This window comes from Pseudoalteromonas sp. B160 (assembly GCF_037162485.1).
GTDB lineage: Bacteria > Pseudomonadota > Gammaproteobacteria > Enterobacterales > Alteromonadaceae > Pseudoalteromonas > Pseudoalteromonas rhizosphaerae.
Genome location: NZ_JARLUX010000001.1, coordinates 252,187 through 275,849 on the forward strand (window position 1 = coordinate 252,187; position 23,663 = coordinate 275,849).

At 40.4% G+C, this 23,663-nt stretch carries 16 protein-coding genes and 2 pseudogenes; 12 read left to right on the top strand and 6 right to left on the bottom strand.

Features of this window, described 5'->3' with window-relative positions; translation table 11 throughout:
• Positions 1-291 precede the first annotated feature (291 nt).
• The 4 genes from P4S61_RS01040 to P4S61_RS01055 all read left to right on the top strand — a co-directional run bounded on the left by P4S61_RS01040 (position 292) and on the right by P4S61_RS01055 (position 2,854).
• Complete coding sequence (locus tag P4S61_RS01040) at positions 292-855, top strand: hypothetical protein (protein ID WP_337117633.1); 564 nt, start codon at positions 292-294, stop codon at positions 853-855.
• Between the two features lie 287 nt (positions 856-1,142).
• Complete coding sequence (locus tag P4S61_RS01045) at positions 1,143-1,538, top strand: hypothetical protein (protein ID WP_337117634.1); 396 nt, start codon at positions 1,143-1,145, stop codon at positions 1,536-1,538.
• Entirely contained in the window at positions 1,523-2,299 is a 777-nt protein-coding gene (locus tag P4S61_RS01050) for a sensor histidine kinase (RefSeq protein ID WP_337117635.1), read from the top strand. The genes P4S61_RS01045 and P4S61_RS01050 overlap by 16 nt, the downstream gene beginning before the upstream one ends.
• Before the next feature lie 72 nt (positions 2,300-2,371).
• Entirely contained in the window at positions 2,372-2,854 is a 483-nt protein-coding gene (locus P4S61_RS01055) for a hypothetical protein (RefSeq protein ID WP_337117636.1), read from the top strand.
• A 109-nt stretch (positions 2,855-2,963) separates the two neighbouring features.
• On the opposite strand, the gene P4S61_RS01060 is transcribed toward P4S61_RS01055, so the two are convergent.
• The 5 genes and pseudogenes from P4S61_RS01060 to gltB form a co-directional block, all read right to left on the bottom strand.
• On the bottom strand, positions 2,964-3,653 hold the full coding sequence (locus tag P4S61_RS01060; protein ID WP_337117637.1) for a response regulator: 690 nt from the start codon (positions 3,651-3,653) through the stop codon (positions 2,964-2,966).
• A 12-nt stretch (positions 3,654-3,665) separates the two neighbouring features.
• Entirely contained in the window at positions 3,666-3,863 is a 198-nt protein-coding gene (locus tag P4S61_RS01065; RefSeq protein ID WP_337117638.1) for a hypothetical protein, read from the bottom strand.
• 121 nt (positions 3,864-3,984) lie between these two features.
• Positions 3,985-6,156: an ATP-binding protein gene (locus P4S61_RS01070; RefSeq protein ID WP_337117639.1), complete on the bottom strand. Its 2,172-nt coding sequence runs from the start codon at positions 6,154-6,156 to the stop codon at positions 3,985-3,987.
• Positions 6,157-6,380: 224 nt separating this feature from the next.
• Positions 6,381-7,796: an FAD-dependent oxidoreductase gene (locus tag P4S61_RS01075; protein ID WP_337117640.1), complete on the bottom strand. Its 1,416-nt coding sequence runs from the start codon at positions 7,794-7,796 to the stop codon at positions 6,381-6,383.
• Between the two features lie 9 nt (positions 7,797-7,805).
• Positions 7,806-12,263 (bottom strand): annotated as a pseudogene (gene gltB / locus P4S61_RS01080) (glutamate synthase large subunit).
• Between the two features lie 790 nt (positions 12,264-13,053).
• On the opposite strand from gltB, the gene P4S61_RS01085 reads away from it, so the two are divergent.
• From P4S61_RS01085 to P4S61_RS01110, 6 genes and pseudogenes are all read left to right on the top strand, one after another.
• Complete coding sequence (locus P4S61_RS01085) at positions 13,054-14,307, top strand: efflux RND transporter periplasmic adaptor subunit (protein ID WP_145242136.1); 1,254 nt, start codon at positions 13,054-13,056, stop codon at positions 14,305-14,307.
• 27 nt (positions 14,308-14,334) lie between these two features.
• Entirely contained in the window at positions 14,335-15,045 is a 711-nt protein-coding gene (locus P4S61_RS01090) for an ABC transporter ATP-binding protein (protein ID WP_145242138.1), read from the top strand.
• Between the two features lie 3 nt (positions 15,046-15,048).
• Positions 15,049-16,361: pseudogene (locus P4S61_RS01095) on the top strand (ABC transporter permease).
• 11 nt (positions 16,362-16,372) lie between these two features.
• Positions 16,373-17,581, top strand: coding sequence for an ABC transporter permease (locus P4S61_RS01100; protein WP_149982775.1), 1,209 nt, complete (start codon positions 16,373-16,375; stop codon positions 17,579-17,581).
• 83 nt (positions 17,582-17,664) lie between these two features.
• Positions 17,665-18,993 (top strand): sigma-54-dependent transcriptional regulator, encoded by a 1,329-nt coding sequence (locus P4S61_RS01105; protein ID WP_337117641.1) that lies wholly within the window; start codon positions 17,665-17,667, stop codon positions 18,991-18,993.
• A complete protein-coding gene (locus P4S61_RS01110; RefSeq protein WP_145242144.1) occupies positions 18,993-20,333 on the top strand; it encodes a sensor histidine kinase in 1,341 nt (446 codons plus the stop codon). The genes P4S61_RS01105 and P4S61_RS01110 overlap by 1 nt, the downstream gene beginning before the upstream one ends.
• Before the next feature lie 29 nt (positions 20,334-20,362).
• On the opposite strand, the gene P4S61_RS01115 is transcribed toward P4S61_RS01110, so the two are convergent.
• Positions 20,363-20,701 (bottom strand): Grx4 family monothiol glutaredoxin, encoded by a 339-nt coding sequence (locus P4S61_RS01115; protein WP_064665960.1) that lies wholly within the window; start codon positions 20,699-20,701, stop codon positions 20,363-20,365.
• A gap of 276 nt (positions 20,702-20,977) precedes the next feature.
• On the opposite strand from P4S61_RS01115, the gene P4S61_RS01120 reads away from it, so the two are divergent.
• Together P4S61_RS01120 and P4S61_RS01125 are read left to right on the top strand one after the other, a co-directional pair.
• Entirely contained in the window at positions 20,978-21,559 is a 582-nt protein-coding gene (locus P4S61_RS01120) for a superoxide dismutase (protein ID WP_145242146.1), read from the top strand.
• 179 nt (positions 21,560-21,738) lie between these two features.
• Positions 21,739-23,661 (top strand): PrkA family serine protein kinase, encoded by a 1,923-nt coding sequence (locus tag P4S61_RS01125; RefSeq protein WP_145242148.1) that lies wholly within the window; start codon positions 21,739-21,741, stop codon positions 23,659-23,661.
• Positions 23,662-23,663 lie beyond the last annotated feature (2 nt).

A 23,663-nucleotide genomic window follows, 5' to 3' on the forward strand; every position in this document is an offset into this window, starting at 1 on the left:
AAGCCGATCTTTAGAGTAATTGCGTTAGCTTGTTTCGGGGCAAAAACGCGTTAAATCGAGATGTCTAAAAGTGCCACATTCAAGCGATTGGGAATGCAAACTTTTAAGCGGCTAACCATAAAATTATCTAAAAATGCCTTTTAGCATCGTGGCTGTTTCAATTAAATCAACTACGATAATTGGCAGTAGCCCTCTCCATATTTTGACCACATTCTCAGCATAGAATTAAAAAATATTCCTCTTAATTTTTAAAATTCTATGCACCGACTTTTATTTCCTTTTCTGTTCACTGTGTCTTGTTGTGTAACAAGTACTGAATCGTACGATTTAACTGAAATAAAACAACAAATCCAACAAGGTGACTTAGTAGCTGCAACAGCTAAATTAGAGCGTCTAGCAGAGCAATACCCTACTTCATTTAATATTTTAGTCGAGCTTGCTGCTGTGCTGAGAAAAAACGCTAAACATACACAAGCAATTTCGATTATTGATCCCCTGCTAGAGTCCAAAGCATTAACTGATAGGGAGCGTTTTAGGTTGCATACCGAGTTGGGGATCAATTTTCGACGCATATTAGATACCCAGCAAGCAAACGTGCATTATTCAAAGGCAAAAGAACTAGCACAACGAATAAATGATAATGAATTATTAGCACGTGCTCATGCGAACTTAGGTGTGTTATACGATACACAAAGTAATTTAGCTCTTGCGATGCAAGAGCAAACGGCTGCCTTAGAGCTACTAAAAGACAGTACTGATTGGGAATTGCAAGCAAGTGTTTATTATAATTTAGGTGACATGTCACTGCGCTTAAACAACTTAGCTCAAGCGTCCCACTTTTTTTCAGGGCATTAGAAAGTGATAAAAAATCTGGTGATGCATACAACATTGCTTCCACTAGTTTAAGTTTAGCGAAAATTACGATTAGGCAAGAAAACTACTTACTTGCTATTGAACAATTACATCAAACAATCGAGTACCTTACGCCGCTAAACGCGACTCAACAGCTTTCAGTTGCCTACCGCCAATTAGCCGTTGCATACCAACACACAAAGAATATTCAGCAAGCGATAAATAGTGCTAAACAGAGTGTCGATTTCTCATTAAAAACAGACTCTCCAATTTATAAAACCTACGCTTACATGCAACTACTCGATCTATACTTAGCACAACAAGACATCCCACAAAGCAAACACACTTTAGCGCAAATAACGTTACTAATAGAGGGGATTGATAATGAAATTTTAACCTTGAAATATCATCGTTATAATGCACTACTTTTCGAACTCACCACCCAATTAACTGAAGCTGTTTATCACTATAAAAAAGTCGATTCATATCATGAGATTATCCAGAAAAGCTACTTAAACGAATCGACCATTAATTACATGAAACAGGTCGATGCGCTTGTGCAGCGACAAAAATTAGTTACTTCTGAGCAAAATAATGCCATTACTAAAGCCGAATTAAAAAGCCAGCGATTAGAAAAAGAGTGTGGCTATTGGGCTACTCGATTATTTTTATGCTCAGTATACTAGTGATCACTCTATATTATATAAAGCACAAGCGAGCACATTATAAAGCCGAACTTTATCAAGCCAGTTTGGATTTAAAAGATAAAATGCTGGCTGATATTTCCCATGAGCTAAGAACCCCGTTGAGTGTACTAAAATTAAACATAGAAGCTTTAGAACATGATCTTCAAGAAGATAAATCGCTCGCTTACTTAAAAATCAACGACAAAATTAGCCAACTGAATAAATTAATTAGTGATGTTTATCAGCTATCACAAGTTGACAATTGTTCAATGAGCTTAAATAACCAAGCCTATCTGGTTAGCTCTTTATTTACACACTACGCAGACGATTTAGAAACAATGGCCGCTGCAAAAAACTTAATTTGCATTATCGACAATACTGTCAGCAATAAACAAAGTATTTCTATTGATAAACACAAACTCGATCAGATCATCTATAACTTGTTTAAAAATGCATGCTTATATACTGACAGTCCAGGTGTTGTAAGACTCAAGGTACGCTTAAATCCTACTCAGCTATTTATTCAAATAGATGATAGCTCTCCGAGAGTACTTCAATCCCAAATACCACATTTATTTGAAAGACTTTATCGAGTTGATAGTACTCGCGCAAAATCCATTGATGGATCTGGCCTAGGTCTATCTATTTGCTTGAGCTTAATTAAGCTAATGCAAGGCTCGATATCATTACATCAAGGTAAATACGGTGGGCTGTGTATTCGCTTGCTATTACCACTTCATAACGAACAAAAAATTGATTAAATTTAGTCTGTTATCCATTTTTCATCCACATTCTTTTGCTTTAATAAAACGATTAAAGTAAGGAGGATAAAGATGACACAGCGAACATTAAAACATCGGGATTGGGTGAAGATCATTGATAATCGCCACCAACAAATTACTGCAAAACCTAAAAAGCAGCCTAAAATTGTAGCAAAGTGCACAATTTTCGCGGCTGCGGCATTAATAACCGGATTAATCTATAACGAGCTTAATAATCCACAGCAGCTGACTCAACTAACTATTCAGCAACAACAGAATATACAACAGCATTTCTCAAGAAAACTTACTTTGGGTAATTGGCAATTTAGCCATGCTGATTTTAAAGATAACCAAATCAAAATCTATATTAATTTACCCAATTCATTAGCGCTTAAAGAGCCTGTGCTAACAAGTTACATACAGCAAACACTATGCCCTGCAAAAAGTGAGCGATTATGGCGTATTATTGAGCATCGTCGTTTAATAATTCATATGTTTACTGGTTCTTCAATACGCACTGGCTACACTGTAGAGTGCATTGCGCATGAGCACTGAAATAGCCAAATGAACGAGTAAGCTACTGACAGAGATAACCAATATAGTGAGCTTAATTACTCACTATATTGCTTACTTAGCTGATAAAAAGTTATATTTTTTTGTAATGTTAGACTATTTGCTGTTTATCAAAGCGATAGCCAGCCCCATAAACAGAGCCGACTATCTTAGGAGAGAAGTTTAAATTTTTTATTTTTTTGCGGATATTTTTTATATGACTGTCTATGACACGATCTGCGATCTCAAAATTACTAGGCTGTATATGCTCAAGAATATGTTGTCTCGAAAATACTCGATTCGGGGCATGATACAAAAGTGAGAACACATCAAATTCAACTTTCGTCAGTAGTAACTGGTGCCCTTTAATTTTTACAGTTAAATTATTTGTATTTACTTCAATGAGTTGTTGCTCTGTTACTTTGGTGGGTAATTCGTGCACTAGGCAACGGCGCAAAATGGCTTTGACGCGCATCACTAACTCCGCGGCACTGAAAGGCTTACATACATAATCGTCTGCACCTAATTCAAGCCCTCTGAGCCTGTCAGCTTCGGCTACTTTTGCTGTCACCATTATAATAGGTACCATTGAAAACAGCCTAATTTGTTTTAAGCATTCAACACCATCTTGATTTGGTAACATGACATCCATAATAATTGTGTCAGGGTTATTTAGCTTAACCCACGCAACCACATCTGCACCACCTGCTATGTGAGTCGTTTTAAAGCCAGACGCTTTAAAAAATAACATTACCTGTTGTGCAATATCGATATCATCTTCGACTATCAAAATGTGTTGCATGAAAAAGCCTGCTTATTGTTGTTGTAACATTTCTAATTGTTTTTTTATTGAAACCTTCAAAGTAGATGATAATGTTTCATCAAGTAATAACATAGCCAAAATTTCTGGTATATCATCGCAACTTGAAATCTCTGAAAGTAAATCACGATCGCATGGGCTTGTCAGTTCTATAAAACTGAGCTGTGGTGATACATCTTGTGAAAAAGACATATTTTTGTGCCTTATCCTTTTTTATATTTACACCAAATACCATTTGGTGTTGAACTTTAATAACACTATTAAAGCTCAACAATATGGAGGAAATATGGATAATCACTATCATTTATAATAATTAGTTGTTTTTGAGTGGCAGTAGAATTGTGATTGTAAGGCCACCTAATTCACTTGCTTGAGCATTAATTGTTCCGCCATGTAGAGAAATAATCTTCTGACTAATGGCCAAACCTAGTCCTGAGCCTCCTAAGTCTCGGCTTCTTGATTTATCGCATCGATATAGCCGATCAAAGATATTACCTAAATCTGTCTCAGCAACACCAGGACTTGAATCACTTAAAGATAATTTTAAATAGTTATTGTCGATTTGTGCTGCAAACAAAACATTACCTGGCAGATCAGTATAATTTACTGTATTACGAGCAAGATTATGAATTACTTGATTTAATCTGTAACTATCAAGCTCTATAGTCCGCTCTTCATCGATGTTCACTTGCTGAGTAAATTGCAAGCCCGCTGTAGTTGCAAGCGCTGCTATATCATTTGTAAAGCTATTAACGAGCTCATAAATATTATGCTCTTTGATCTGTAACGCTAAGCCACCGCAGTCAGACTGCGCAAGCTCGTAAATATCTGTGATCAGCTGATTCAAACTATCTAATCTTTGGTGCAAAATTTTGTAGGTCGCATCAGGGTTTTCAACTAAGTTATGCTCTAAAGATTCTATATTCAATTTTAAAACAGTTAATGGGGTCCTTAATTCATGTGACACATCGGCTAATAATTGCTCTTTAAGTTGTATCGAATTATTTAGCACTAGAGCTTCTTGCTGGCTCATCTTCTTTTTCTGCCTATATAAAATATAGGTAGTAACCATTCCTATCATCAATAATAGTGCTATGGTTCCACTAATTAATAAGTATTGTTGATTTTTAATTTTATTGATCGCTTGTTGGTTTTTAATTTCAGCAAGTTCGATTTTTGTAGTTTGATATTGCGTTTGAGCTGCATAGCCTAATGCTTTTGATTTAGCATCCTGTATAAGTTGCTCTTCTAACATAGTATAAGTGCGTTGTTTCAGCGCAAAAGCATCCGCAAACTTACCAAGCTCGCTATAAGCTTGAGATAATAAATTCAGTGTCATCATCTGTACTTCATGGCTGGATTCAGTTGCTTGTATATTCTCAAGAATTTCGACTGCTTGTTGATAGTCTTTTTTGCCAAGTAAAGCTTTTGCGTACAAGAAGGAGAAATCTTGGTGTAACGTTTTATTTTCCACGGCATCCAAGCTATCAATTACGCCTTTAAATAAGGTTGCAGCAGTTGCATACTGTTGCTGCAATAACTGCAACTCAGCTTGGTTGCCCTTAACCCAAGTAATATTTCGTGTGTTATTCAACTGTGTAAATAAATCCAAAGCTTGTTGCAAATAGCTCGGTACTTCGTCATAACGTTTTAAAGCCATTAGCTGACGACTTATTTGCACTAAATCATGCCCAGCATAATTAACCATTTCAGCAGCTATGTCGTATTGATACGCTTTCTTATAGGCATTTAAGCTCTTTTCGTGCTCTTTTAACTGCGCATAACTATCGCCAATACCGTAATGTAACTGGGCATACCACGTACTTGGGTCCTCAGCTTCCGCTGTCACATACGCTAAAAATTCCAACTGTAGTTTTAATGCCTTTTCTGGCAGTTTTAAATAATTATAAATTCCAGCTTCAGCATTATAAGCGGCCATAGTCACTGGCGTGTTTTTAGCCAGCTTTGCAGCATCTTTGGCTTTACCCACAGCGATTAATGCCTCGCTAATTTGACCACTGGATCTAAGAGCAAATGAGTAAAAACGAAGTGCATGGCTGAGCATGCGATAATCGTTTGTCAGTTCAAACATGATTATCGCTTTTTTAAAGTGACCTTGGGCGGAGTTAAACTGCCCTAAATTAATTGCTAAATCGCCTCTAGTGATATACAACTTGCCTCGGTACTCGTTACTATCATAATCTTTCAATAACGTTTCTAATTTATCTAAATCCCGTTCTACTTCATCAAATTTTCCTAATTTATTATTCATTAGGGCCACTTTGTGTAAAACGTATGCACGCTGATTGTCGGTTAATCGCTCAGCTAAAAGCGCCTCACCTTGGATAACTAAATCTGTTTTCTTTTTTTGTTGTTCCACATTTTGCACGAAGCGGTCAAATTCTGATATTTCAAGGGTATTCGCTTTAGACTGGTAAGAAACTGAAAGTACTGTGATTAAAAAAATAATAAATAATTGATGCATTGTTTTTATTCTAATTTTGAGCTTTTGATCGATGACAAATATATGCTTTGTATAATCATCATTTGTGAGCCGCAATTTTACACGTATTAACGACATAAAAAAGACAAAATAGCTGTGTCCTAACTACTATTTATAATAAGCAAACAAGAATAGTGGAAACTATTTTTAGCCATAAAAAAAGCAAGCCATTTGGCTTGCTCTTTACATCTTTATGTCTGTAAGGTTTACACTTTCAAATAGTCCATGATCCCTTCAACGGCGTTACGCCCTTCAAAGATTGCGGTGACTACTAAATCTGAGCCGCGCACTATATCGCCGCCAGCAAAGATTTTAGGGTTAGTTGTTTGATGGGTAAATTCACCTTGCTCTGGTGCGTTAATGCCGCCCCAGTGGTTAATTTCTACATCATACTTTTCTAACCAGTCCATTTTGTGTGGTTTGAAACCAAATGCCATTATTACTTGGTCGGCTTCAATCACATGTTCTGAGTCAGGTACTACTTCTGCGCGGCTGCGGCCTTTTTCATCTGGTTCACCCATTTGGGTTTTTACCATTTGTACGCCTGCAACATGGCCGTTGTCGTTTAGTACGATACCGGTTGGTTGCACGTTAAAAGTAAATTCAACGCCCTCTTCTTTGGCGTTTTTCACTTCACGTCTTGAACCTGGCATGTTTTCTTCATCACGACGATAAGCACAGGTAACTTGCGTAGCACCTTGGCGAATTGATGTACGTACACAGTCCATCGCGGTATCACCGCCACCTAGTACCACTACCTTTTGGTTTGCCATATCGATATATGCTTGATTAGACTCGTCATAGCCCATAACGCGGTTGGTATTGCCTATTAAGAACGGTAATGCATCATGTACGCCTGGTGCATCTTCGTTTTCAAGGCCTGCACGCATACTTTGATAAGTCCCCACTCCCAAAAATACTGCGTCGTATTCTGCCAATATTTCATCCATCGTGATATCAACGCCTACTTCGGTGTTAAGTTTAAACTCAACACCCATTTCAGTGAAAATCTCACGACGTTTTTGCATGACTTCTTTTTCAAGCTTAAACGATGGAATACCAAAGGTTAACAAGCCACCAATTTCTGGGTGACGGTCAAATACCACTGGTTTTACACCATTACGCACTAGAATATCAGCGCAACCTAGGCCTGCAGGGCCGGCACCGATGATAGCTACTTTTTTATCGGTCCATACCACGTACGACATATCAGGCTTCCAGCCCATTTTAAATGCAGTATCAGTAATATATTTTTCAATATTACCGATTGTTACTGCACCAAACTCTTCGTCTAATGTACATGAACCTTCACACAAACGATCTTGCGGGCACACCCGGCCACACACTTCTGGTAAACTATTTGTGCGGTGTGATAGCTCCGCAGCTTCAAGAATACGGCCAGTACGAATTAACTTTAACCACTGTGGGATATAGTTATGCACTGGGCATTTCCATTCACAATACGGGTTACCACAATCTAGGCAGCGGTCCGCTTGTGAGTTTACTTGCTTCTCTGAAAAGGGTTCGTAAATTTCAACAAATGATTTTTTACGTGACGAAATTGGCTTTTTGCGGGGATCAACCCGCTGCACGTCTATAAATTGATATACATTCTCGCTCATACTACCCCCTTACTGTGCTTGAACACGAAGTTCAGCACTACTACGAGCGCGATGCCCGAGTAAACTTTTCACATCACTTGATTTTGGCTTAACTAGTTTGAATTTTGGTAAATACGTTTCAAAACTGGCTAAAATAGTTTCTGCACGGCTTGAGCCTGTTAGTTCTAAATGCTCAGCAATTAGACCACGCAAATGCTCTTGGTGTGACGCTAGCTCATCTAACAGCACCACTTCGACTAGCTCTGGATTAATGCGTTTTTCAAAGTCATTACGCTCATCCAAAATATAGGCAAAGCCACCGGTCATACCTGCACCAAAGTTCACGCCTACATTGCCCAACACGCAAACTACGCCACCGGTCATGTACTCACAGCCATTATCACCTACGCCTTCAACAACCGCTTGCACGCCTGAGTTACGAACCGCAAAACGCTCTCCCGCACAACCTGCAGCAAACAGCTTGCCACCCGTTGCACCATATAAACAGGTATTACCTGCGATGGTCGCTTTGTGACTTTCAAATGACGAACCCAGTGGTGGGCGAATAACCAGCTTACCGCCCGCCATGCCTTTGCCTACGTAATCGTTAGCATCGCCGACTAGGGTCATTTCTAGGCCACCAGCATTCCATACACCAAATGATTGACCAGCGGTTCCGTGTAACTCAATCGAGACAGGATCAGCTGCCATGCCTTGATTGCCATGCTTATCGGCTATATAACCCGATAACATCGCGCCCACTGAACGGTCAGTGTTACAAATACGGCTGACCAGTGAAATACCGCTGCTCTCATCAATTGCTTGTTGAGCTTTAGCAAGTAAGGTTTCATTCAACTTACCTAAATAATGTGACGTATTAGGTGCGCTGCAGTATAAGGTTTCACCAGTTGGGTTATTCGGCTGTGCAATCACTGACGATAAGTCAATTTTTTGCTGCTTTGCCGTTTTACCTTCAATCGCTTCGAGTAAATCAAGACGACCGATTAAGTTCTGTTAGTTTGGCAACCCCTAGGCTTGCCATAATTTCACGGGCTTCTTGAGCAATAAACTTAAAGTAGTTCATCGCCATTTCTGGTAGGCCATGGAAATGTTTTTGACGCAATGTTTCGTCTTGCGTTGCTACACCGGTTGCACAGTTATTTAGGTGGCAAATACGCAGATACTTACAACCAAGCGCAACCATAGGACCCGTACCAAAACCAAAGCTCTCTGCACCTAAAATAGCTGCTTTGATGATATCAAGGCCGGTTTTTAAACCACCATCAGTTTGCAAACGAATACGATGACGTAAACCGTTTTCAACCAGCGCTTGTTGTGTTTCAGCAAGACCAAGCTCCCACGGGCTACCCGCATATTTAACCGACGTTAGCGGGCTTGCGCCAGTACCGCCGTCATAGCCTGAAATAGTAATTAAATCAGCATATGCTTTAGCAACACCAGTGGCGATTGTGCCCACACCTGGCTCTGATACTAGTTTTACTGAGATCAACGCTTTAGGGTTTACTTGTTTTAAATCGAAAATAAGCTGAGCTAAATCTTCAATCGAATAAATATCGTGATGCGGTGGTGGCGAAATTAAGGTCACCCCTGGTACCGAGTAACGAAGCTTAGCAATATACGGGGTTACTTTTTCGCCCGGCAATTGCCCGCCTTCACCTGGTTTTGCACCTTGCGCTACTTTAATTTGAATAACGTCAGCACTGCGTAAATAATGCGGTGTTACCCCAAAACGACCTGATGCAACTTGCTTGATACGAGAGTTTTTCTCGGTACCATAGCGTAGTTTGTCTTCGCCGCCTTCACCTGAATTTGAACAGCCACCTAAGCGGTTCATCGCAATTGCAAGCGCTTCATGCGCCTCTGGCGATAATGCACCGATACTCATTGCCGCCGAGTCAAAACGCTTATATAGCTCAGTTGCTGGCTCAACATCATCAATACTGATCCCTTCTGCTGGCAGTTTCAGTGCAAGCATGTCACGTAATGTGGCAATTGGGCGCTTATTAACAAGATCTGCGTATACGCTGTAATCAGAATATTCACCTGAGCGCACCGCTTTTTGTAGCGTTTGAATAACATCTGGGTTGTACGCGTGATACTCGCCGTCATGCACATACTTTAATAAGCCGCCATGGCTGAGTAATTTACGTTTACTTAATGCCAAAGTATGTAACTTGCGTTGGTCATCATCAAAATCAGTAAAACACGCGCCTTTAATGCGACTTGCCACACCATTAAAACAGGTATCAACAATTGCATCCGACAAACCAACTGCTTCAAACAACATTGAACAACGATACGATGCCACGGTACTAATGCCCATTTTTGACATGATCTTGTACAAGCCTTTGTTGATTGCATTACGATAAGCAAGCGTAACTTGGCAATAGCTCTTGTTGATCACTTTAGAGTCGCTCATCGCAACCAGTGATTCATATGCTAAGTACGGGTAAATTGCCGTTGCACCAAAACCAATTAATACCGCAAATTGATGCGCGTCACGGACACTACCTGTTTCAATGATGATATTTGATTCACAACGTAAATTGTTATCAACTAAACGCTTTTGTACCGCTCCAACAGCCATAGCGGCAGGAATTGGTAACTTATTCTCATCAAAATTACGGTCACTTAAAAACAACATGACACAGCCACCAGCTGCTTTTTCTTGCGCTTCGTCACAAATACGGATTACTGCATCACCAAGGCCTTCTTCTTTGCTGTAGGTGATATCGATTTTGCAATAGCTGTAATGAGCCTGATCAGCGCTCAATAATTGTTGCATGTCTGCATACATTAGGATTGGCGTATCAAACTGTAGGCGCTTAGCGTGGCCGGTGGTCTCGTTAAACACGTTTTGCTCACTACCGATACAGGTCGCCAGCGACATTACATGGTTTTCACGCAGTGGATCGATTGGCGGGTTAGTTACTTGCGCAAACTTTTGACGGAAGTAATCAAACAATGAACGGTTACCTTCAGAAAGCACTGCAAATGGCGTGTCATCCCCCATAGAACCCGTTGCTTCTTGACCAATTTCACCCATTACGCGAATAACGCTATCAAGTTCTTCATTGGTGTAACCAAACATTTTTTGATATTTCAGTAATGTTTCATCATCAAATGAACGGTTGCCCGCATCTTGCTCTGATAGCTGCTCAAACGGCGTTAAGCGCTTAACATTGGCCTCAAGCCATGCTTTATATGGATGGCGAGATTTAAGATCGCGATCAATTTCGTCTGAGTGCCAAATTTTACCTAACTGAGTATCAATAACTAATAGCTCACCAGGGCCAACGCGGCCTTTCTCAACCACTTCATCCGCAGTGTAATCCCAAATACCCACTTCAGAAGCTAGGGTAATAAAGCCATCTTGAGTGATCACATAACGTGCAGGACGCAGACCATTACGGTCCAAGTTACACGCTGCAAAACGCCCATCAGACATCACAATACCAGCAGGGCCATCCCATGGTTCCATGTGCATAGAGTTAAAGTCGTAAAATGCACGTAAGTCATCATCCATCGCACGGTTTTTCTGCCATGCAGGTGGCACTAGCATTCGCATAGCACGGAATAAATCCATACCACCAGCTAAAAACAACTCAAGCATATTATCTAGGCTTGATGAATCTGAGCCGGTTTCATTGACAAATGGTGCTGCTGATTGCAAATCTGGAATAAGCGGCGATGCAAACTTATATGAACGAGCACGAGCCCACTGGCGGTTACCTTGTATGGTGTTGATTTCACCATTGTGCGCTAAATAGCGGAACGGCTGAGCCAAAGGCCAACGCGGTTGTGTATTAGTTGAAAAACGTTGGTGAAATACACAAATTGCGCTGGTCATGCGGATATCAGCTAAATCTAAATAGAAGTTAGGCAAATCCACCGGCATCATTAAGCCTTTGTAGATAGTTACTAACCCTGACAAGCTGGCAATGTAAAAGCCTTCATCTTCGCTTAAACGCTTTTCAGCACGACGGCGCGCAACGTATAAACGACGCTCTAAATCTTTTGGGCGCCAGCCTTCTGGTGCATTAACAAAAATCTGTTCAAATTTAGGTAACTGCTTTATTGCAATTGGCCCTAAACATGATTCATCTGTTGGCACAATTCGCCAACCTTGAATATTGAGGGTTTCTTTTTCGAGTTCTTCACTCAATATATCTTTTGCAGCTTGCGCAAGTACTGGATCTGAGTTTAGGAAAATCATGCCAACGGCATAATTTTTACCCAAGTGCCAATTTTTTCAGCGGCAATAGCACGAAAAAAGCTATCTGGCTTTTGTAATAATAAGCCACAGCCATCGCCTGTTTTACCATCGGCAGAAATACCACCACGGTGTTCCATACGGTCTAAGCCAGTGATCGCTGTTCGAATTAAACGATGACTTGCCTGACCATTAACTTGGGCTATTAAGCCAAAGCCACAATTATCTTTTTCTAATTTTGAGTCGTATAACATAGACCCCTCCCTTGCTACAACAGCTAGCTATGAATGACCTTCTCGACGGTTTGCTAGCAGACAGTCAAAACTATCGCCAATTGTACATTGAGTCAATAGCGCCTTGAATACATATTCACATTCTTGAATATTTCTCACCACAACACAATCTTTTTATTTCATGCCTATTTTTAACATTTAGCGATATTTTACCCGTTATTTTTTTATGACACTGGTGTCATATTTAACAAGTTGTAAAATAACCGCTCTACAAACCTGCAGTTTACGTTAACGTAAACCAGAGTAAAAATGAATAAATATTCACTGAGTTATGTAGCGAAAATAAATGCTTTCTTTTTTATTGAATCTCTTTGCTGTCGTTCAAGGTCGATACCACAGTGCACATTAGAGTAAATACTCTTTCCAGTGTCTTTTTATGGGTAAATTTAAAGCCACTAATTAATGCATAATTATCATCACAACAGTCACATTTTGCATAATTTACGCTAGTTAGTAAGTTTTTAGCTTGCTCACCCTGTTGACGCCTGCGGCAGCTTCTTAGCCGCCATAGTAAAGTGTCCGCAGCGGACACAATTTATGTCCGCGGACACCAAATAATTTAAAAATAAATAATTATTTCATTAAAATCATGACATTAAATAGTGGCATGATATTCGAATAAACATTAAAAGATAATTACAGGACACAACTTATGTTTATTCTCAGTTTATTTTTAGTTTCACCAATCACTGTCTTAGTAGTGAGCTTGATGATCACTTACTGCGAGAATAGACATAGCTAAGGATCACTCATGATAAAAGATACCAGCGGACAAGATGTAAGTATTACGCAAAGACGTAGTTACAAAAAACCATTAATAGTACTGGCGCTATCACTTGCTGTACTTGCTTTATGTGCACAAGCATTTATGGGTAACAATCAAGGCAGTATTTCTGTTGAGCGGGCTTCTTTACAGATTGCTACCGTTAATATTAGTCGTTTAGTACGTGATGTAGCCGCCAGCGGTAAAATTGTTGCTGCAAATGCTCCCAAGGTTTATAGCCCAGAACGTGGATATGTGGATTTACAAGTTAAAGCCGGTGATAAAGTAAATAAAGATGACATTATTGCTTTAGTCGATAGCCCAGAACTCAATAATGAACTAAAACAGCAACAATCGGTGTTAGCCCGCCTTGATGGTGAATTACAACGTAAGCACTTAGAAGCACGCCGACAAAAGTTAAGCTTAACCAAAACGCTTGATCTCGCCCAAGTAGAGCTCAATGCAGCAGACAGGGAAAATCGCCGTGCTAAGCTTTCTATCGAAAAAAACTTGATCAGCCAAATTGATTTAGAAAAAGCAGTTGATGATCTTGCCCGAGCCAAGCTTTCTTACAAACACGCTCAACAAGAAGTTGAACTTGCTAAAGATACACTCGCATTTGAACTCAAAGCTGCAGAGCGCGATCTCGCTCGCCAACAACTGATCGTTGATGATTTAAATCGTCAAGTCAGAAACTTAACTATTAAAGCCAGCGTCACCGGCATTGTTGGTAACCTGCTTGTACAACAAAAAGAAGCCGTTACCCAAAGTCAGCCGTTAATGACGCTGGTTGATTTAAGTAATTTTGAAGCACAACTGCAAGTACCTGAAAGTTACGCCAACGAACTCGGTTTAGGAATGGAAGTTGAGCTCACACTCGGGGCAAAAAAAGTGACTGGTGTGTTGTCGGCAATTTCGCCGGAAGTTAACAATCGTGAAGTAACTACTCGAGTACGCTTTGACGAAGAGCTAAAAGGCATTCGCCAAAACCAGCGATTAACAGCGCGCATTTTATTAGAAAATCGTGATGACGTTTTACAAATCAAACGCGGTGCGTTTATGCAGCAAGGTGGTACGCAGGTTTACAAAGTTATCGGCGACACCGCACAACTGGTAAATATCACAACCGGGGCAAGCAGCATCAACGCAATAGAATTGCTACAAGGTGTTAGCTCAGGCGATCAGCTGATCATCTCCAGTTACGATAACTTTAAACAAGCGCCAACATTATTACTGAGATAAGAACAAACATATTACAAGGATCAACTCATGCTTAAAATGAACAATATTAGTAAACTGTATCAAACAGAAATGGTGCAAACCCATGCACTACGCGACTTTAATTTGCACGTAGATGAAGGTGAGTTTATTGCAGTAACTGGCCCTAGTGGCTCCGGGAAAACCACCTTTTTAAATATCGCAGGCATGTTAGAACCTTTTAGCAGTGGTGAATATCTGCTCGATGGTATTGATGTTGGCAAACTGAACGACAATCAACGGGCGGATTGTCGCAATCAAAAAATTGGTTTTATTTTCCAAGGCTTCAACCTGATCCCTGATTTAAATTTGTATGAAAACATTGAAGTGCCACTGCGCTACCGAGGTATTAAAGCAAGCGAGCGTAAACGTCGTATTGAACAGTGCTTAGAACAAGTAGGTCTAGCTTCACGCGCTAAACATTTGCCGCAGCAGTTATCAGGTGGTCAACAGCAACGGGTAGCGATTGCCCGCGCCCTCGCCGGTGAGCCGCGCTTTTTATTAGCCGATGAACCAACAGGTAACCTAGACAGCTTAATGGCACGTCAAGTGATGGAATTGCTGGAGCAAATTAACCGTGACGGCGCGACCATCATTATGGTGACTCATGACCCAGAACTTGCCCGCAGAGCACCTCGTAATATTCAAGTGGTTGATGGTCAACTTGCCGACTTTACCTTGTATCAAGGCGCGCAAAACCTAAAAAATGTGGCTGGAGCGTAACTTATGCTATTACATTACCTCGATTTAAGTTGGCGTAGTTTTAAGCGCACACCACTGGTAAGCATGTTAATGGTGCTAGCCATTGCTATTGGGATTGGTGTAACCATGACCAGCTTAAGCGTTTATCATATGATGTCGGCGGATCCTATTCCCGAAAAAAGTAGTCAACTTTATGCTGTGCAATTACAAACCATGGATGAAGGCCATACGTGGTGGACCGAGGATAACCTTCCTATGCAACTGACTTATCAAGATGCAGTCAATTTACAGAATGCGCCGGTTCCTGAAAAAAGGTCGCGATGATGCGTACTGGATTCTCAGTGTATCTAGATTCAGACAAAGTAAAGCCGTTTACCAGTAATGCACGGATGACTACGCCTAATTTTTTTAATATGTTTAATGTATCGTTTATTTACGGCGGTGAATGGAGTGAACAACAAGAGCAATCTGCCGCCCCTGTGGTGGTGATTTCAAAAGAACTCAACGATAAACTGTTTGCAGGAAACAACTCAATTGGCCAATTGATCTACTTAGATGATTACAGCTACGAAGTTGTTGGTGTGATCGCTGACTGGTCACTTAACCTTAAGTATTATGATTTAAATAATGGTGCATTTAATGAACCTGAAGAATTATTTTTACCATTTAGCTTAGTCAAAACCAAAGAGCTAACTAGTTGGGGCAACAGCAACGGTTGGAAACATGAGAATATCAATAGCTACGCCGATAGAATGCAATCGGAAATAGTTTGGATCCAATTTTGGGCGCAACTAGATAACGCGGAGCAAAAAGCAAACTACGAAAATTATCTTAATTCTTACATTCAAGAGCAAAAAAAGCGTGGCCGCTTTGCCCGAGAAAAACCCGAATATAAGCTACGTGATGTTAACCAATGGATGCAATACAACAATGTCGTTAGTGAAGACAATAAAATATTGGTCGGCTTAAGTTTTATGTTTTTAGCAGTGTGTTTAGCCAATATTCTTGGTTTATTGTTAGCTAAGTTTTTGCGTCGGGCACCGGAGGTAGGTGTGCGCCGAGCACTAGGCGCCAGTAAACGACAAGTGTTTTTACAACACCTTGTTGAAGTGGCTATGCTTGGATGTTTTGGCGGCCTAGTCGGTATCGTACTTGCGCAATTAGGTTTGTGGGCTGTTCGTCAAAGCTATGATTACTATTCATCAATCGCCACAATGGATATCACTATGTTACTCAGTGCACCTGTTATCGCTATTACAACCTGCATAGTAGCCGGGCTTTATCCTGCATGGCTAGTTTGCCGTACTAACCCTGCTATTTATCTTAAAAGCCAATAAGGAGCACACTAATGTTAGAGATCAAACCTATATTTCATGCTCTTTGCCGCTCAAAAGTCGGGGCAATATTACTCTTAATTCAAATTGCCATAACCACCGCAATCGTTAGTAATGCGGCATTTATTATCCAAGATAGAGTCGCTTTTTTAAATCAAGAAACCGGTTATCCAGAGCAAGACTTGTTTATGTTTAATGTGATGACGTTTGGTAAAGATATCGATTTAAGTCAACAGTTTGAATTAGACGAAGCGATGTTAAGAGCACTACCTGGGGTTGTAAATGCAGCACAAAGCAGCAGTATTCCCCTATCCGGTAGTGGCAGTGCATCAAGCTTTAATTTGAAACCGGCTCCTCAAGAAAGTAAAAGTATCCGTAGTTCTTATATTTTCATTGATGAGCATGGTTTAGACACTTATGGTGTAAAACTAATTGCAGGGCGCAACTTTACAGAGGATGAAGTAACAATCACTAATTCACCTACTGAGAGAACTACCAATGTTACTGTTGTCACGCAAGCTTTACTCGATGAACTTTTTCCTGAAGGTGATGGCCTCGGCAAAACAATTTATTTTGGCGATTTGCCTTTGACGATTATCGGTGTGGCAGATCATATGAAGAGCCCTTGGCTTAAAGATAGTCACCCAAATAATGTTGCGCTGATCCCTTATATTCAAGGCAAAACTTACGCACAATTTGCAGTCAGAACCAAGCATGGTCAACGTGCCGCTGTGATGAAGCAAATCGAAACCGCGATGCTAAATAATTACAATAAACGGGTAATCAACAATATCAATGGCTTAGATCAACTTAAAGACGAATATGTTGCAGCAGACAAATTGATGATGCGTATGCTGATTGTGCTCATCACGATATTAGTACTGGTAACTGCATTGGGGATTTTTGGCTTAACCTTATTTAATATCAGCAAACGCACCAAGCAAATAGGCACTCGCCGTGCATTAGGAGCCAGAAAATCAGCCATTATTAACTACTTTTTAGTTGAAAATGCGATGATCTGCTGCGTGGGGTTGCTCCTTGGCATTATTGCGGCGCTGTTACTTGGTCAATTATTAATGCAGCACTTTTCAATTGCCGCACTGCCACCGAGCTATATCGCAGGCACTGCCATTATGGTGTTTGTTATGAGCTTACTTGCCGTGTTTGGCCCTGCAAAACGTGCCGCCAACATATCACCGAGTATCGCCACGCGAACAATATAAAGCAGCTCCCAACCTATGCTACACTGGTTTAATACCGTGTAGCATTTTGAAATAAAGATAACAAAAACAGCGATTAAATTCACATGGAAAAAATACTTATTGTCGATGACAACCCTGCCATATTAGAAGCCTTGTCATTACTGTTAGAAATTCATGACTATCAGGTTGTGACTGCAAAAACGCAGCTTGAAGCCTTACAAATAGTGCAATACCAACGTATCGCGCTGGTTATTCAAGATATGAATTTTAGCAATGACACCACCTCTGGCGAAGAAGGTAAAGCGTTGTTTTATCAACTAAGAGCTCTCAACCCGCACTTACCGATTATTTTGATCACCGCGTGGACTGAACTGGCCAGCGCCATAGAGCTAGTCAAAGCCGGCGCCGCTGATTACTTACCTAAACCATGGGACGATAGCAAGCTCCTCACCTGTGTTAATAACTTAATCGAACTTGGCCAAGCAAAACAACAAAATGTAATGTATGCGCGCCACCAGCAAGAGCGAACATCAAGTTTAGCCGATGCCAACCTAGTTGGTTTAGTGTATCAAAGTACCGCCATGGAAAAAATTCTCAATATGGCAATACAAGTCGCTAAGTCAGATGTCTCTGTGCTAATAACAGGTGCAAATGGCAGTGGTAAAGAACGCATTGCACAAATTATTCAAGCCAATTCTCACTTAAACCATGCCCCGTTTTTGACCATCAATGCCGGAGCCCTGCCCCATGATTTAATTGAAGCCGAATTATTTGGCGCTGAAGCGGGTGCTTATACTGGCATCACCAAACAGCGAATTGGTCGCTTTGAGGCCGCTGATGGTGGTACGCTATTTTTAGATGAAATTGGTAACCTGCCATTATCAGGGCAAATGAAACTACTGCGCGTGTTACAAACTGGTGAGTTTGAACGACTCGGTTCAACAAAAACACAAAAAGTAAATGTTCGGGTTATTTCAGCTACCAATGAAGATTTAAAAGCGGCCATTCATGCAGGTCGATTTAGAGAAGACTTATATTATCGCCTCAACGTGATTGAGCTAAATTTACCCAGTTTAGCGCAAAGACCAGATGACATTTTAGCGCTTGCTAAACACTTCTTAGGCGAGCGCGAATTATCGCTTACAACAGAGCAAGGATTACTCGCGCACAATTGGCCCAGCAACGTTCGTGAGCTAGAAAATGCCTGTAAACGCGCAGCCGTACTCAAACCTAATGGCGACATTACCCTCGATGATTTTGCTCTACAATCGCAACCGCTGCACACTAACTTTGCTAAACAAGAACCCAGTAGAGTAGAACTAGAACAAGCTATGCGTCAGCACCAAGGAGTGATCGCAAAAGTTGCCAGACAGTTTGGTTTAAGTCGTCAAGCACTGTACCGCCGTTTGCAGAAATTTGAGATTGATTACTAATGGAAAAAAATAAACCTGCACTGTCTCTCACTCGTAAAATAGTGCTGATATGTAACATCTCTGCACTTATTCCTGTTTGGCTCATCTGCTGGTTAACCCATTTAAGCTGGCCTTCACTATTAATAACAACGCTGCTCACATCGCTGCTGGCAAGTTATTTATCTTTTCGGCTCAGCGGCACTCTGGTGCAAGGCATACACTCACTTGAAACTGGTTTGCTTAATTTTAAAGACGGTGAATTAGCCACCTTACTAGCTTATAACGGCAACGATGAATTAGGCCGCTTGTGTCAATTGTATAATCAAACTGCAAAGCAATTACGCCAAGAGAAACAATGGATCTATCAGCGCGAGCTGATGCTTGATAAAGTGCTACAAAGCTCTCCCCAAGCCGTTATTTTAAAAAATGATAAAGGCTTTATTGTTTATAGTAACTACAGTGCCCGAGACCTTTTTAATGCCAAAACAGCGCTTGAAGGGAGTCAGTTTGCACACCTGCTTGAAAATGCTCATCCACAGTTAAACAATGCTTTAACGCGCGGTAGTGATGGTTTATTTACGCTAGATACTGAAGACCAAGAATCTCAAGCGTGGCATTTATCAACCGGTAAGTTATTACTTAACAATCAATACCATTACTTATATGTCTTTAAACAACTCACCCGCGAACTTAGCCGTCAAGAAGTCGAGGTGTGGAAAAAGGTCATTCGGATCATCAGTCACGAACTTAATAACTCTCTGGGTCCCATGTCGTCAATGCTGCACAGCGGCCAGTTACTCAGTGAAAAAGTAGACGAACCCAGACTTAGCCGCGTGTTTGCTACCATTTCTGAACGCATCAAACATTTAAACGACTTTGTACAAGGCTATGGCAAATTTGCCAAACTGCCCACTCCTCAGCCAAGCGCAATTAATTGGCAAGTGTTGCTCACGCAACTGCAAAATCAATGGTGTTTTATGCTCGATATAAGTAATGACGTGCATACACTGGCTGATCCGACTCAAGTCGAGCAGCTACTGATCAACTTAATAAAAAATGCTCACGAATCAGGCTCTGCAAGCGAACATATAAGTGTCACTGTTACACAGAATATTAAAGGCACACATATCAGTGTAAACGACCAAGGTAAAGGTATGAGTGAGCAAGTGATGGCCAATGCATTAATCCCATTTTATTCAACTAAAGTCGCTGGTAGTGGTTTGGGGTTAGCATTGTGCCGTGAAATAGTCGAAGCGCATCATGGTCAAATTAGCTTACACAATCGTAAGCACGGTGGGCTTAGTGTTCATGTCATTCTGCCCCACGGTCCTAACAAACAATCACAAAAAAGCCGCAATTAAGCGGCTTTTTGTTGATTTGCTGATAAACGTTACTCAGCGTCAGCTTCTTTATATTTAGCTGCTGTTTCGGTGATCAGTGGTTGTAATTCACCACGTTGAAACATTTCAATGATAATGTCACAACCACCAATTAATTCGCCATCAACCCACAGTTGTGGAAATGTTGGCCAATTGGCATATGCTGGTAATTCAGCTCGGATATCAGGATTTAGTAAAATATCAACATAGGCAAACGGTTCACCGCATGACATTAATGCTTGAGATGCTTGTGAAGAAAAACCACAATTTGGTAATTTAGGCGATCCTTTCATATAAAGGATAATTGGATTTTCAGAAATCTGCTGTTTAATTTTATCAATGGTTTCCATCTACAACCTCAAAAGTGACGATAGCTGAACATATTAAGGCTTGAAAAATTTTCATTAAGCCTCATATATGTATCTTAAAGTGGGCAAATAAAGCCGCAATCGAAATAGTCTTGCATTTGCACTGCTGTTTGGCATTGCTGTTTGCTAAAACTTGAGTAAAATACTCAACAATTATAGTAACACTATAATCTCATTTGGTATAGGTAACTACCCTGTTTGAACAGGCATTAACTATTACTATTTGAACTATCAACCAAAAGAAGATGGAGATAAAAAATGGCATTTGAACTACCGTCACTACCATATGCAATTAATGCACTTGAGCCACATATTTCACAAGAAACATTAGAGTTTCACCACGGCAAGCACCACAACACTTATGTGACTAAACTTAACGGTTTAATCCCAGGTACTGAATTTGAAGGTAAATCACTTGAAGAAATCGTATGTTCTTCTGAAGGTGGCGTATTTAACAATGCAGCACAGATCTGGAACCATACTTTTTACTGGAACAGCCTATCTCCAAATGGCGGTGGCGAAGCAACAGGCGCTGTTGCAGATGCTATCAATGCTAAATGGGGTTCTTTTGAAGCATTCCAAGCAGCTTTTGATGATAAAGCAGTAAACAACTTTGGTTCAAGCTGGACATGGTTAGTTAAATTAGCTGATGGTTCTTTAGACATCGTTAATACTTCTAACGCAGCAACGCCACTAACTCAAGACGGTGTAACACCGATCCTGACTGTGGACCTGTGGGAACATGCTTACTACATTGATTTCCGTAACGTTCGTCCAGACTACTTAAAAGCATTCTGGTCGCTTGTTAACTGGGAATTCGCGAACGCTAACTTCGCATAATTGATTGCTCGTTCTGAGCAAGCCCAATTTAAAAGACGCTCCGGCGTCTTTTTTGTTTTCTAACATAAATTTTTAATTTTATTGCACAAAAAATCAAATTCGTGACTAAGCTTTAAATAACCTTTGCTTCTTTTTTAATTTGTAAGCACCTAGTTTAAGCAGGTTTTTCGGAGGTTTCCATGAGTATTTTTGAGCATTACCAAGCACGATACGAGGCGGCACAAGAAGAAGAGTATAGTATCGCTGAGTTCTTAGAGATTTGTAAAACTGATAAATCGGCTTATGCCAGCGCACCAGAGCGATTATTAGCGGCCATTGGTGAGCCAAAAATGATCGATACTTCAAAGGATGCACGGTTAAGTCGATTATTTTCAAACAGAGTAGTAGCACGTTACCCTGCCTTTAATGATTTTTACGGTATGGAGGATGCGATTGAACAAATCGTTTCTTACCTAAAACATGCCGCGCAAGGCCTTGAAGAATGTAAACAAGTGCTTTATCTACTTGGACCTGTTGGCGGTGGTAAATCATCGATTGCCGAAAAGCTAAAATATTTAATGCAACAAGTGCCTATTTACTCAATTAAAGGCTCACCGGTCAATGACCACCCGTTGGCGCTTTTTGATCCTAATGAAGATGCTGAGCTGATGGCAAAAGAATACGGAATAAAGCCCCGTTACTTAAAAACCATTATGTCACCATGGGCCACTAAGCGCTTATCTGAATTTAATGGTGATATTAGCCAGTTTAGAGTGGTAAAACGCTACCCCTCTATTTTAAATCAAATTGCTATTGCAAAAACTGAACCTGGGGATGAAAACAACCAAGATATTTCCGCTTTAGTCGGTAAAGTTGATATTCGCAAACTAGAACATTTTGCTCAAAACGATGCTGATGCTTATGCTTATTCCGGTTCATTATGTCTTGCAAATCAAGGTTTAATGGAATTTGTTGAGATGTTTAAAGCGCCAATCAAAGTATTGCATCCGCTTTTAACAGCCACGCAAGAGGGAAATTATAATGGCACCGAAGGTATTAGTGCACTGCCCTTTAATGGCATGATTTTGGCTCATTCAAACGAATCAGAATGGCAGACCTTTAAAAACAACAAGAACAATGAAGCCTTTTTAGACCGTGTTTACATCGTCAAAGTGCCGTATTGTTTACGTGCATCTGAAGAGGTAAAAATCTACGACAAGCTATTGGAACATAGTGAATTATATAATGCTCCTTGCGCGCCAGGCACACTGGAAACATTGGCAAAATTTACCACGCTATCACGGTTAAAAGATCCAGAAAACTCTAGTATCTACTCAAAAATGCGGGTATATGACGGCGAAAGCTTGAAAGACACCGATCCTAAAGCTAAATCGTATCAAGAGTATCGAGATTATGCCGGTGTAGATGAAGGCATGACCGGACTATCAACTCGGTTTGCATTTAAAATTTTATCGCGCGTGTTTAACTTTGACACACTTGAGGTAGCGGCAAACCCAGTGCATTTATTTTATGTATTAGAGCAACAAATTGAACGAGAGCAATTCTCTGCCGACGTTGAAGAACGCTACTTAAGCCACTTGAAAGGCTATTTAATCCCGCAGTATGTTGAGTTTATTGGTAAAGAACTGCAAACAGCTTATTTAGAGTCTTACTCTGAGTACGGGCAAAACATTTTTGACCGCTATGTCACTTATGCTGATTTTTGGATCCAAGACCAAGAGTATCGCGACCCTGATACCGGCCAGCTATTCAACCGCGAAGCATTAAATGCCGAACTTGAAAAAATTGAAAAACCAGCAGGCATTTCAAATCCAAAAGATTTCCGTAACGAAATCGTTAATTTTGTATTGCGTGCACGGGCGCACAACAATGGTAAAAATCCATTGTGGACCAGCTATGAAAAACTGCGCACTGTGATTGAGAAAAAAATGTTCTCCAATACTGAAGAACTATTACCCGTTATTTCCTTCAATGCGAAAACATCCGCAGAAGATCAGAAAAAACATGAAGATTTTGTCAATCGTATGGTGGAAAAAGGATATACCCAAAAGCAAGTTCGTTTGTTATCAGAGTGGTATTTACGCGTGCGTAAATCGCAATAACA